Origin of the sequence: Hyphomicrobium sp. (genome assembly GCF_051860585.1) — a bacterium.
In the GTDB taxonomy this organism is placed as follows: Bacteria; Pseudomonadota; Alphaproteobacteria; order Rhizobiales; family Hyphomicrobiaceae; genus Hyphomicrobium_C.
In genome coordinates this window covers 252295-264818 of the sequence record NZ_JBHYDS010000002.1, presented here as the reverse complement: position 1 = coordinate 264818, position 12524 = coordinate 252295, and the positions used below count along the sequence as shown (strand labels likewise).

10 protein-coding genes are annotated in these 12524 nt (G+C 66.7%); 7 read left to right on the top strand and 3 right to left on the bottom strand.

Going from position 1 to position 12524, the window contains the following annotated elements; genetic code table 11:
* Positions 1 to 48: 48 nt before the first annotated feature.
* On the bottom strand, positions 49 to 738 hold the full coding sequence (locus ACTIFK_RS04030; RefSeq protein WP_439541762.1) for an HAD-IA family hydrolase: 690 nt from the start codon (positions 736 to 738) through the stop codon (positions 49 to 51).
* Positions 739 to 873: 135 nt separating this feature from the next.
* Between ACTIFK_RS04030 and rpiA the strand changes: the two genes are divergently transcribed.
* The 3 genes from rpiA (at position 874) to ACTIFK_RS04015 (ending at position 3893) form a co-directional block, all read left to right on the top strand.
* The gene (gene rpiA, locus ACTIFK_RS04025; RefSeq protein WP_439541761.1) at positions 874 to 1596 is read left to right on the top strand and encodes a ribose-5-phosphate isomerase RpiA; all 723 of its coding nucleotides are present in this window, start codon (positions 874 to 876) and stop codon (positions 1594 to 1596) included.
* A gap of 114 nt (positions 1597 to 1710) precedes the next feature.
* Positions 1711 to 3075, top strand: coding sequence for a glutathione-disulfide reductase (gene gor, locus ACTIFK_RS04020; protein ID WP_439541760.1), 1365 nt, complete (start codon positions 1711 to 1713; stop codon positions 3073 to 3075).
* Between the two features lie 62 nt (positions 3076 to 3137).
* The gene (locus tag ACTIFK_RS04015; RefSeq protein WP_439541759.1) at positions 3138 to 3893 is read left to right on the top strand and encodes an SDR family NAD(P)-dependent oxidoreductase; all 756 of its coding nucleotides are present in this window, start codon (positions 3138 to 3140) and stop codon (positions 3891 to 3893) included.
* Between the two features lie 234 nt (positions 3894 to 4127).
* On the opposite strand, the gene ACTIFK_RS04010 is transcribed toward ACTIFK_RS04015, so the two are convergent.
* Positions 4128 to 4310, bottom strand: a complete 183-nt coding sequence (locus ACTIFK_RS04010) for a hypothetical protein (RefSeq protein ID WP_439541758.1) — start codon at positions 4308 to 4310, stop codon at positions 4128 to 4130.
* Positions 4311 to 4665: 355 nt separating this feature from the next.
* On the opposite strand from ACTIFK_RS04010, the gene ypfJ reads away from it, so the two are divergent.
* Positions 4666 to 5655, top strand: a complete 990-nt coding sequence (gene ypfJ, locus ACTIFK_RS04005; protein ID WP_439541757.1) for a KPN_02809 family neutral zinc metallopeptidase — start codon at positions 4666 to 4668, stop codon at positions 5653 to 5655.
* Between the two features lie 392 nt (positions 5656 to 6047).
* Here the strand turns inward: ypfJ and ACTIFK_RS04000 are convergent, their stop codons facing one another.
* Positions 6048 to 6962, bottom strand: coding sequence for a hypothetical protein (locus tag ACTIFK_RS04000; RefSeq protein WP_439541756.1), 915 nt, complete (start codon positions 6960 to 6962; stop codon positions 6048 to 6050).
* A gap of 371 nt (positions 6963 to 7333) precedes the next feature.
* Between ACTIFK_RS04000 and glmU the strand changes: the two genes are divergently transcribed.
* The 3 genes from glmU (at position 7334) to ACTIFK_RS03985 (ending at position 12443) form a co-directional block, all read left to right on the top strand.
* Positions 7334 to 8692: a bifunctional UDP-N-acetylglucosamine diphosphorylase/glucosamine-1-phosphate N-acetyltransferase GlmU gene (gene glmU, locus ACTIFK_RS03995; protein ID WP_439541755.1), complete on the top strand. Its 1359-nt coding sequence runs from the start codon at positions 7334 to 7336 to the stop codon at positions 8690 to 8692.
* 130 nt (positions 8693 to 8822) lie between these two features.
* Entirely contained in the window at positions 8823 to 10643 is a 1821-nt protein-coding gene (gene glmS, locus ACTIFK_RS03990; protein ID WP_439541754.1) for a glutamine--fructose-6-phosphate transaminase (isomerizing), read from the top strand.
* 105 nt (positions 10644 to 10748) lie between these two features.
* A complete protein-coding gene (locus ACTIFK_RS03985; RefSeq protein ID WP_439541753.1) occupies positions 10749 to 12443 on the top strand; it encodes an SPOR domain-containing protein in 1695 nt (564 codons plus the stop codon).
* The last annotated feature ends 81 nt before the right edge of the window (positions 12444 to 12524 follow it).

The window sequence follows — 12524 nt, the reverse complement described above, 5'->3', positions numbered from 1 at the left end:
CAAGCGGTTGGCGGCGGGAAAAGCGCCCGGGGGCTGAGGCTTACGGGGTCAGCCGGAAGGGTTGGGGCAGGACGGAAGCAGGCGGCGCACGGCGGCGTCCAATTCGGCGAAGTGGCCGATGACGGCATCGGCGCCAAGATCCTCCACGGGCTGGTCCGAATACCCGAACGAGCAGGCGATGACCGGGACGTCGGCGGCTTTCGCGGCTGCGACGTCGATGGCGGTGTCGCCGATCATGACCGCGTACGCCGGATCGCCGCCGGCCATCTGGATGGCGCCGAGAACGTGATCCGGGTGGGGCTTATAAACCGGGAAACTGTCGCGTCCGGCGACGGCGTCGAAGAGCCGGTCGAGATGCAATTCACGCAACAGGCGCTTGGCGAGCGCGAGGCGCTTGTTCGTGCAGACCGCGAGGCGGGCGCCGTGGGTGCGAAAATTCTCAAGCACGGAGACGGCGCCGTCGAAGGGATGGCTTTCGCGCGCGATGTTGGGCTCGTAATATGCGAGGAAGCGGGCGAGCAGGCGATCGACCTCGTCATTTGGCAGCGTGCGGCCGGTGTGGTTCAAGCCTTCGAGGATCATGCGGCGCGCGCCGAAACCGATCGTGGCGCGCAGGGTTGCGCCGGCGATGGGCTCGAGTCCGAGATCGGCCAGCGCATGATTGGTGGCGGCGACAAGGTCCGGCGCGCTGTCGACCAGCGTTCCGTCGAGATCGAAGACGAGGGTGGCATTTTTCATGGCCACTCGTTTATGCCTATCGTCCGGCGGCAGCAAGGCCATGCGGCAGCGGGTCAATTGCCCGTCGGGGCGTCGTTTGACCCTTGCCCTCGCCGCGAACGACTGGCAGACAGGATGGCATCAGAAGGACGCGGGATGTCGGTGAAAGACCACAAGCTGGCCGCAGCGCGGCGTGCGCTCAGTTTTGTCGAGCCCAAGATGCGGCTAGGGCTGGGAACAGGATCGACGGCCTCTCTTTTCGTCGAGCTGCTTGCGGCCGAGGTGCGAGGCGGGCTGTCGGTGCTCTGCGTGCCGACGTCGGAAGAAACGCGGGCGCTGGCGGCCAAGCTCGGCATACCGCTGACGACGCTCGACGAGATGCCGCTGCTCGATCTCACGATCGATGGCGCCGACGAGGTGGACGAAGAGCTGCGGCTGATCAAGGGCGGGGGCGGCGCGCTGCTGCGTGAAAAGATCGTCGCCACCGCATCCGACCGCATGATCGTGATCGCCGACGAGAGCAAGCGCGTCGACAAGCTCGGCACGTTTCCGCTTCCGGTCGAAGTCGTGCGCTTTGGCGTGACCGCCACGCGCAACATGATCGAGATGCTGGCTCATGATTCTGGCTGCCAGGGCGAAATTGCGCTCCGGCTCGCAAGGGACGGCACCCCGTTCGTGACGGACGGCGGCAACTATATCTTCGACTGCGCGTTCGGTCGCGTGGACGACCCCGAGTCGCTCGACGAAGCGCTGAAGTTCATTCCGGGCGTGGTCGAGAACGGGCTTTTCCTCGGCATCGCAGACGTGGCGATCATCGGGGGCGCCGGTGGCGTGGCGGTGCTCGAGGCGCATTACGGCGAAAGCGCCGAGGCGGTCTAGCGCCTGTTGCGCGGCCGTGTTGTTGCGCCCTCGTGTTGCGAACTGGGCGTACTTCCGGCACGGTGCCTCCCATCCTGACAGCCCCCTTTTTCTGACAGGCCGGACACGCGACCCATGACAGCGACGGACTACGATCTCTTCGTCATCGGCGGCGGCTCGGGCGGTGTCCGTGCCGCGCGGATCGCGGCCGGGTACGGCGCCAAGGTCGGGATCGCGGAATGCGATCGCTTTGGCGGCACCTGCGTGATCCGCGGCTGCGTGCCGAAAAAGCTGCTCGTGTACGCGTCGCGCTTCGGAGACGAATTCGAGGACGCGCGGGGGTTCGGCTGGAGCGTCGGGGAGACTGGCTTCGACTGGGCAACGCTGATCGCCAACAAGGATCGCGAAATCGCGCGGCTCGAGCGGATCTACGAAAGCAACCTCAAGGCCAAGGGCGTGACGACGTTCGCGGTACGCGCGCGGCTCGACGGGCCGGGCGTGGTGGCGCTGTCGGACGCGACGCGCATCAAGGCGCGCACGATCCTGATTGCAACGGGCGGGCACCCATCGCGCTACGGCGACATTCCCGGTGCCGCGCACATCGTGACGTCGAACGAGATTTTCGAACTCAAAGCCTTGCCGAAGCGCATCGTGGTGTGCGGCGGCGGCTATATCGCGGTCGAGTTCGCGTCGATCTTCGCGGGGCTCGGCGTCGAGACCACACTGATGCATCGCGGCGCAAAGATCCTGCGCGGGTTCGACGAGGAATTGCGCGACGGCCTGATGGAGGCGCTGGCAGCGCGCGGCATCGCGCTCAGGATGGAAGCCGTGCTCGAGGGCGTCGCGGAGTGTCCGGGCGGTTTCAATCTCGCGCTGCGCGGCGGAGAGGCGATTGAAACCGATCTCGTGCTGTCCGCGATCGGACGCGAGCCAGCGACGCACGACCTCGGGCTCGAAACGGCCGGCGTGCGGACCGGCCCTCGCGGCCAGATCATCGTCGATGGGTATTCCGAAACGAGCGCACCCGGGGTCTACGCCGTGGGAGACGTGACGGATCGGGTCAATCTCACGCCGGTCGCGATCCGCGAGGGGCATGCGTTCGCCGACACGGTATTCGGCAAGCGTCCGGTCAAGGTGGATCACTCGCTCGTGCCGACGGCCGTCTTCACGACGCCGGAACTCGCGACGGTGGGTCTCTCCGAGGAGGCGGCGCGCGCGCAAGGCTTCGAACTCGATCTCTACAAGGCGCGCTTCCGGCCGCTGCGGAACACGCTCTCGGGGCGTGACGAGCGGATGTTCATGAAGCTTGTTGTCGATGCCGCGACGGATCGCGTGCTCGGCTGTCATGTGATCGGGCCCGACGCGGCGGAGATGGTGCAAATGGCGGCGATCGCGCTGCATCTCGGCGCGCGGAAGGCCGACTTCGACGCCACCGTGGCGCTCCATCCGTCGGCCGCCGAGGAGTTCGTGACGATGCGCGAGAAGTGGGTCGCGCCCTGATCCTTTACTTTGCACGCGGGTAGCCGTTTTCGCGCCCGCAGAACCGCGCTAGAGAGCACGCTATGACAAGATTGAAAGACAAAGTTGCCGTTGTGACCGGCGCGGGTGCGGGTATCGGCCGGGCGATCGCGACGCTGTTTGCGTCCGAGGGCGCGCACGTGTTCGTGACCGACCTCAACGGCGAAAGCGCCGAGGCAGCCGCTGCCGCGCTCTCGGGGCAGGGCCTCAAGGCGACGGCAATGACTGTGGACGTTTCGCGCGGGCAGGACGTGACGGCGCTGTTTCGCGAGGTCGAGCGTGCGTTCGGGCGCGCGGACATCGTCGTGAACAATGCCGGTCTCAACGTGCGCAGCGATTTTCGCCACCTCTCGGACGCAGACTGGGTCAAGATCCGCGAAGTGAACCTCGACGGCGTGGTGCGGATCGCGCGCGATGCATTCGGGCTGCTCAAGGCGTCGGGCGCTGGGTCGCTGATCAACGTCTCGTCGATCATGGGCAACCGCGGTCTGCGGCAGCTCGCGGCCTATTCGGCCACCAAGGGGGCGGTGACGGCGCTGACCAAGGCGCTCGCGGTCGAGTACGCGCAGTACGGCATCCGGGTGAACACGCTGGCGCCGGGCTATATCGAAACGGCGCTGACCGAGCGCTTCATCAAGAACCCGCTCGTCGCCAAGGCGCTGCTCGACAAGACACCGATGCGGCGGTTCGGGACGGCGGACGAGATCGCGCGGGCGGCACTGTTTTTCGCGAGCGACGATTCTCTCTATGTGACCGGCGCGGAGTTGGCCGTGGACGGCGGCATGTCGGCCGGGCTTTAGTCTTTTTTGGAGCGCCGCTCACTCACTGTCATCCTCGGGCTTGTCCCGAGGATCCAAGTTTCAGATTGCGCGAAGAGATGCAGTTGCTGAAGCGTCAGCCACCTGACCACGGCTTTCCGACGTGGAGGAATGGGTCCTAGGCACAAGGCCTAGGATGACAGGGCAACTGGAGATGCGGGCAAGTGCGCATCCCGGACGGGCGAGACCCGGTCCGGGATGCCTCTTTCGTTGGTCTCAGGCGAGAGGGCTGAGCACCTTCAGAGCCGGCGCGGCGTTGAGGCGCGCAAGCTTCACGGGATGGCGGCGCGCCTTGACCGAAATTTCGATCACGGTGTCCTTGCGCGCATCGGCGGAGGGCTTGGGCGCGTTGGCCCGGCGAGAGGGCTGGGCGCGAAACGGCGGAAGTGGACGCTGCAAATGACGCCTCCTTGAGGTTTGCTCACTGTGTCGACAGGCGGCCGGATTAGCACCCGGCGTTCTGCCCGGGCAATCGGCGCCAGGCGCTCGCCCACAGGCGAATTGGCCGTTTTACCCCGACGTGAATTCAGCAATCGCCATGCCAAGGCGAGGGGCGCGCAAAAAGCGCCGCGCCGTCAAGCTATTGACGGTTTCTCCCGCCCGCGCGGCGCGCCACGGCTGAGGTGAGCGTCCAAAGATTTGGCTCGCGTTGCCTCTCGCGTCGGCAGTCCGCGGCCGCGTTGGGTCAAACGACTGGAAAGCAACCCGTCTCTGACGCTATGGTCGAGGCCGTTGGAAGCAATACGGGTGCCTCATGCGCTACGACGATGAAGACCGCCAAAGCGACAATGTCGACGACCGGCGCGGCCAAGGGGGCGGCTTCCGATTTCCCGGCGCCGGTGGCGGGCGCGGGATCCAGATCCCGATCGGTGGCAAGGGAGGCATGAGCCTCACGTCGCTGCTGATCCTCGGCGCGATCATGCTGTTTTTTGGAATCAATCCGCTTGAAGTGCTGCTGGGCGGACAGGGCTTCCCCGACATTTCGCAGCTTCCCCAGCAGCAGGAGGCGCCGCGGCGCCAGGCGGATCGCGGACCGCACGACATTCCAGGCCTGCCGGGCTCGCAGCCGGGCAGCAAGGACACGCCGGTCCCGAAGGCCGATGACGAGATGAAGGTGTTCATCTCGCGCGTGCTGGCCGACACGGAGGACGTTTGGAGCCATGTGTTCGAGAGCCTAGGGCGCAAGTACACGGAGCCGCAGCTCGTGCTGTTCAGCGGCGGCACGCGCACGGCTTGCGGCACGGGCGTTTCGGCGATGGGACCGTTCTATTGTCCGCTCGACCAGAAGGTCTATGTCGATCTCGTGTTCTATGACGAGCTCAAGAGGCGCTTCAATGCGCCGGGCGATTTCGCGCAGGCCTACGTGATCGCGCACGAGGTTGGCCACCATGTGCAGACGCTGCTCGGCATTTCGGACCAGGTCCAGAAGGCCAAGCAGCAAGCGAGCGAGCGCGAGGGCAACCGCATCCAGGTGATGATGGAGCTGCAGGCCGATTGTCTGGCCGGCGTGTGGGCGAACCTCAACGATCAGCTCAAGAAGCGGCTCGAGCCCGGCGATATTCAAGAGGGCCTCAACGCCGCGAGCCAGATCGGCGACGACATGATCCAGAAGCGCACGCAGGGCCACGTGGTGCCGGATGCCTTCACGCACGGCACGGCAGCGCAGCGCGTGGAGTGGTTCACGCGCGGGTTCGAATCGGGCGAGATGAAGTCCTGCGATACGTTCAAGTCGGGCGCGCTCTAGGAGCGGGCCGCTCGAAGAGAAAAGGCCGCGCTCCGTTTGGGGCGCGGCCTTTTGTTTCGTTGCGAGCATTCGTGTGCGCGGCCTTGAGTGCTTCCGGTTCAGGTGCGTTCAGGCATCCCCTCGTCACCTCGCATAGACGGGGAGTGGCGAAGCGGGTGTCCTCGGCGGTTCGTCTACGCAAACTTCTAATCCCGCTTCGGCACGCTAAGCCCGTCCCGCCGTTTTGGTTGGCGCATACGCTCAGCCATCTATCGTCATCCCGGCGCAGGCCGGGATGACGGAATTTGACGCAGGACGCGGGAAGTTGGATAGAAAAGGCCACGCTCCTGAAAGGGCGCGGCCTTTTGTTTGGTTGAGCTTGCAGTGACCGGGAGGCCGCGGGGCGGCGCGAACTAGAGCGCGTCGCCGGTATAGCGGGCAACCTGGCAGGGCGTCGCCTTGAGGGCGAGTTCCTGGCAGAGCTTGCGGGCCTCGTCGACGTTGGCGACCGGACCGGCGAGGAGATCGAACGTCTGCTCGCTGCCGGAGACGTCGGTGATGACGCGCGGCTGGAGCGAGCTGATCGCCTGGCCATGGCGCTCGTTCAGCAGCGTCCAGCTGAGGCGAAGGCTGTCGACCGAGGGGCCGGTCGCAATGCGGACACCGACCAGTTTGTTCGAGGGTGCCTGTGCAGGTGCGTCAGCGGCCTCGGAACCTCCCGGAACGGCGATCGTGGTCGTGACGGTCGGCGGGCCGAACGTGATGGCGCCTGCGGCCGGCTGCGCGACGCTGCCCGTTTCGAGGTCCGGCTTGGCGGCCTTGGCAGCGGCGGCTTTCTTTTCGTCCTTGGCTTTTTTCTGTTCGGCTGCAGCGGCCGCGGCGACCTGAGCGGGCTCGGCGGCCTTGGCTTTCTCCGCCTTGGCGAGGGCAGCCTTTTCCTTCGGCGTGAGCGCGGCTGTCTGCTGGGGCGCGGTCTCGATGGCCGCGATGCGGGTCGTGAGGTCGCGCGCCGCTTCGGTCTGGCTCGAGACCTGGGCGCGGAGCTCGATCAGCTCGTTGCGGAAAAGGTCGATGGTGTTGCGCAGCGTGCGCACCTCGGCCACGGCGTGGTTGGCAGCGAGTTCCACTGGATCGTCGGGATCCGCCGAGCTGTTGGAGAGTTCCGAATCGGCGGTGAGATAGCCGGCCACATCGGTCGGCTTGGTCATCAGAAGTCCGAGGTAGACGACGGCCAGGGTGGCGGCGACCGACCAGCCCACGACGTAAGGCGTCAGCGTCCGGCTCCTGACCTGGGGCGAACTTGGCTGAGGAATGCTCTTTTCCGTCATGATCAGATTCCGGACCCTACTAGAAAATTTCAGGATTCTCGCGCGCCACTGGGCGCGCCTCGCTCACCGGCGTCGGGCTCTGCACTGGCCTTCCGCCAACGTTCTAGGTGGCTGAGTCCCCCCAGGGGGTCAACGCAACGGGGTCATGCAACTGTGGACGACTTGGGGATAGTGAAGATGCTGCGGCGGAAGGGCTTTCCAGCCGAGCTGCGTTTGGCCATTTGCGCGGGACGCGCTGGGCCATTTGCGCGGAGCGCATGGGAACGATAGCGTGCAGCCGATTCCGGGCTGGCAGCCGTGATGCGCCGGTCCCGTCTGGCCGCGTGCGGTCCGACGCCGTCTGATTATGCTCCAGCGTTCAGGACCGCCTCATGGCTCGACCCCTTCTCACCGTGATTCTGGCTGCCGGCAAGGGCACCCGCATGCGTTCGGCCATGCCCAAGGTGCTGCACCGCATCGCCGGGCGCTCGATGCTTGGGCATGTGCTGACGGTGGCGCAGGAGGTTGGAGGCGACAGCCTCGTCGTCGTCGTCGGTCCCGGCATGGATGCCGTGCGCGAGGAAGCGCTGGCGGCGGCTCCCGGCGCGGGTGTCTTCGTGCAAGAGACCCAGCTCGGGACGGCGCACGCCGTGCTCGCCGCGCGCAGCGCCATCGCGGCGCATCGGGGCGATCTCCTGGTTCTGTTCGCGGACACGCCGCTGGTCACGGTCGAGACGCTCAAAGCTCTCCTCAGCGAGCTCGAGCGGGGTGCTTCGATTGCGGTGCTCGGCTTCGAAGCGCGCGATCCGGGCGCTTATGGCCGCCTCATCACGGCGGAAGACGGGACGCTGACGGCGATCCGCGAAGCCAAGGACGCGACCGATGCCGAGCGCGCCGTGCGCCTCTGCAACTCGGGCGTGATGGCATTCCGCGTCGACGATCCGCTGTCGCTGCTGGACGCGATCGGGAACGGCAACGCGAAAGGCGAATATTACCTCACGGACGCGGTCGAACTGACGCGTAAGCGAGGAGGCCGGGCGGCGGCCGTGGTGTGCGACGAGGACGAGGTGCTCGGCGTCAACGCGCGGCGTGACCTTGCCGCCGCCGAAGCAATCTGGCAGCGGCGCGCGCGCAACAAGCTGATGGATGACGGCGTGACGATGATCGCGCCGGAGACGGTCTGGCTGTCGTTCGATACCGTCGTCGGGCGCGACGTCACGATCGAGCCGAACGTCTATTTCGGCATCGGCGTGTCGGTGGACGAAGGCGCGGAGATCAAGGCGAATTCGTATTTCGAAGGCTCGCGGATCGGCGCGGGCGCGCGTGTCGGGCCGTTCTCGCGGCTGCGGCCGGGCGCGGTGCTCGGGCGGGACGTTCACGTCGGCAATTTCGTCGAGCTGAAGAATGTCGCGTTGGCGGATGGGGCGAAGGCCAACCACCTGTCGTATCTCGGCGACGGCACGGTCGGCGCGAAGGCCAACATCGGCGCGGGCACGATCTTCTGCAACTACGACGGCTTCTTCAAGCACAAGACGGACATCGGCGAGGGGGTGTTCGTCGGCTCGAACTCGTCGCTGGTGGCGCCGCTCAAGATCGGGGCAGGGGCCTACATCGGTTCGGGCAGCGTCATCACCAAGGACGTTGCGGCAAATGCGCTCGCCCTCTCGCGGACGGCGCAGGACGAGCGGCCGGGATGGGCCGAAAAGTTTCGCTCGATGATGACGCGCCGGAAGGCCGCGGCCAGCAAGTGATCCCCGTTAAGAACAGACATATTGTTTGATTTGATCGCGTCACTGGCGTCACTTACGGCAAATGAGGGGGCGCCGGCCCGGGGGTACTGCTCCGTGTCTTTGGCGCAGGGCGGCAGCGAAAGGCTTATCGATGTGTGGGATTGTCGGCATTCTCGGCAGCAAACCCGTCGCGACGGACCTCGTCGACGCGCTGCGCAGGCTTGAATACCGCGGGTACGACAGCGCGGGCATCGCCACGGTCGAGAACGGGCATCTGGAGCGGCGGCGCGCCGAGGGGAAGCTGCGCAACCTCGAGACGCGTCTGTTGTCGGAGCCGTTGAGCGGCCACACCGGAATCGGGCACACGCGCTGGGCGACGCATGGGCGGCCGACGGAGCGCAATGCGCATCCGCATATGACCGCCGCCGTGTCGGTCGTTCACAACGGCATCATCGAGAACTTCCGCGAGCTCAAGGGCGAGCTTTCGGCCAAGGGCCACAAATTCGAGACGGACACGGACACCGAAGCGGTCGTGCACCTCGTGACCGACGAGATGCAGCGCGGGGCGGGTCCGGTGGATGCGGTCAAGGCGGCGCTGGGCAAGCTGCGCGGCGCGTTCGCGCTCGGCATCATCTTCGCCGGTGAAGACGATCTCATGATCGCGGCCCGGCAGGGCAGCCCGCTCGCTATCGGCCACGGGCGGGGCGAAATGTATCTCGGCAGCGACGCGATCGCACTGGCGCCGTTCACGGATGCGATCACCTATCTCGAAGAAGGCGACTGCGCGGTGCTGCGCCGCGCGGGCGTCGAGATATTCGATCGCGCCGGGCAGGCCGTGACGCGGCCACAAATCAAGTCCGTCGCCAGCTCGCTGCTGGTCGACAAGGGCAATCATCGCCACTTCATGGCGAAGGAAATCCACGAGCAGCCGGAAGTCATCAGCCATACGCTCGCCAACTATATCGACATGGCGACCGGGCGCGTGAACATTCCGGATCTCGGCGTGGATCTCGCCAAGATCTCGCGCGTGACGATCTCGGCGTGCGGCACGGCCTACTATGCGGGGCTGGTCGGCAAGTACTGGATCGAGCGCTATGCGCGGCTGCCGGTCGAAATCGACGTGGCGTCCGAGATGCGCTACCGCGAAGCGCCGCTGCCGGAAGGCGGGCTGGCGCTGTTCGTTTCGCAGTCCGGCGAGACGGCCGATACGCTCGCGACGCTGCGCTATGCGCGCGCCAACGGACAGCGCATCAGCAGCGTCGTCAACGTGCGCACGTCGACGATCGCGCGCGAGTCGGATGCGGTGCTGCCGACGCTGGCGGGGCCGGAAATCGGCGTCGCATCCACCAAGGCGTTCACGTGCCAGCTTGCGGCGCTGGCGTGTCTCGCGATCGCGCTCGGCCGCGCGCGCGGCGCGCTGACGGAGGCACAGGAGCAGGAACTCGTGACGGCGCTGATCGAAGTGCCGCGCCTGATCTCCTCGATGCTGCGCAACGAAGAGCAGTTCATCGAGCTGGCCCAGAGCCTCTCCAAGGCTCGCGACGTGCTCTACCTCGGGCGCGGCTCCAGTTATCCGCTGGCGCTCGAGGGCGCGCTCAAGCTCAAGGAGATTTCCTACATCCACGCCGAGGGCTACGCGGCGGGCGAGCTGAAACACGGGCCGATCGCGCTGATCGATGAAAATGTGCCGGTGATCGTGGTCGCGCCGGACGACGATCTGCTCGAAAAGACCATCTCGAACGTGCAGGAAGTGGCCGCACGAGGTGGGCAGATCATCTTGATTTCAAACGCCGATCCGGAAAAAATCGGCTGCGCGCTGGCGGCCCACATCGTGACGCCCAAGGCGCACGCGTTGACCAATCCGCTCATCTATGCGGTGCCCGTCCAGCTTCTCGCCTATCATACGGCCGTGTTCATGGGGACGGACGTGGATCAGCCACGCAACCTGGCGAAGTCCGTGACGGTGGAATAGGGGATAAGCCCGGCCACACTGCCGCCGCGGATTTGCCTCTTCCGTCTGGTTGACCTACACGTTCACGGGGTGCTGCGTCTGTTAAAGCGGCTGGGAAAAGTACGCATGGTCGATGCGACGCATCGGGGGCTACGTTCAATTCGTTCGCTGAGCGCTCTTTCGGGCGGGCTGCTGCTGGCGGCTGCCGTGCTGGCGCTCGCAACAGGAATGCCGTTCGCGACGGACGCTGTCGCCCAGGACGCCGCTGCTGAGGACGCCACTCCGGCCAAGCCGGCGGCGCAGGCCAAACGGCCGACAGCGGCCCAGCAAGCCAAGCAGATGAAAGACGCCAAGGCCGCGGCCGATGCCCAGCGGGAAAGCGCGGCCGCCGGCCAGCGCGCCTATGCGGCCGGCGTGAAGGCATTCGAAGGCGGCGACATCCAGGGCGCGGAACAACAGCTCAGCGTCGCGCTCGCGGGCGGCGGGCTGCCGAACGCGCAAATGGCGCGCGCGCTCTATTATCGCGGTTCGTCCTACCGTCAGCTCGGCCGGCCCGCGCAAGCCATTTCGGATCTCACGACGGCCGTCTGGCTCAAGGGCGGCCTGCCCGAAGATCTCAAGACCAAGGCCATCGAGGCGCGCAAGCTTGCGTACCAGGAAGCCGGTCTCGGCAATACGCCGCCGCCCATCGGGGCCGCGCCGCTCGACCAGAATGCCTCGGGGACGCCTGGCGCGCCCAAGCCGGGCACTGGCGTACAGGTCGTGCAGGTGACTGAAAAGAGCTTCTGGAGCGGCATTTCCGTGCCCACGCTGCCGAGCCTCGGCGGTGGCCAGCCGACACAGACGGCGCAGGCTGCCGCGCCGGCGGCGACGGGCGAGGTTGCGCAACAGCCGTCTTCACTCTGGAATTTTCTCCCGTCGTTCGGCGGCGGATCTTCGCAGCAGCCGGCCGAGGGCGTGCCGCCTGCCGCCGCCGGCTTCTCGACCACAACGGTTGCAGCGTCGTCCGAGGCCGCCTCGGCTCCGGCGATGGGATTTGCGGCTCCGCCCGAGCCCGCGCAGACGGCTCCGTCCACGTCGTGGGATACGCAGACGGCATCCGCCGCGGCTGCGCAGCCCGCGCCGTCGCAGACCGTCGTTGCCAGCACCGTCGTCGCCAGCCATGCGCCGCAGCACGACGCCTACGTGCCGCCGCCGGCCGCATCCGCGCCGACGTCTGTTCCCGAGGCCTCCACCGGCACCAGCAATCCGCTCTCGGGCGCCGGCCAGGCCGTGACGGGCTTCTTCAGCAACATGTTCGGCTCGTCGTCGGGTGGGGCGCAGCCGGCTCCGGCTGAGGGCGCCGCCGTGACCACCGGATCGACGGAAACGTCGCCGGGCGGCTGGGGCGGCGATACGACGGTCGTGACCTCGCAAACCTCGTCGATGGTTCAGCGCGGCCCAGAATCACCACCGTCGTCGTCACCGTCTTCGCCGAGCACGGAAGCCATGCCTTGGACGACCGAGAGCGCTCAGGCTCCCGCAAAACCGAAGCCCGTGAAGGTCGCGAACGCCGCGCCGACGGCCGGGAGCGGGCGCTACAAGCTTCAGGTCGCGGCCGTCCGGTCGCGCGAGGAAGCGCAGCGGCTGGCGCAGTCGCTGACGACCTATCCGGCCGTGCGCGACGGGACGGTGCAGACCGAAATCGACGAGGCCGTGATCGGCAGCATGGGGACGTTCTACCGGGTCAGGCTCGGCCCCTATGCCGATGCCAAGGAGCCGGGGCAGCTTTGTTCGACGCTGAAGCCGCAGGGCTTCGATTGCCTCGTGGTGACGCAGTAACAGTCCGGCGCTGGCTGGCAGGCGGCGCCTCTGCGGCCGCCGTGCGGTGTTGACGAGCGGGCCTGCCAGACCCCACGATGG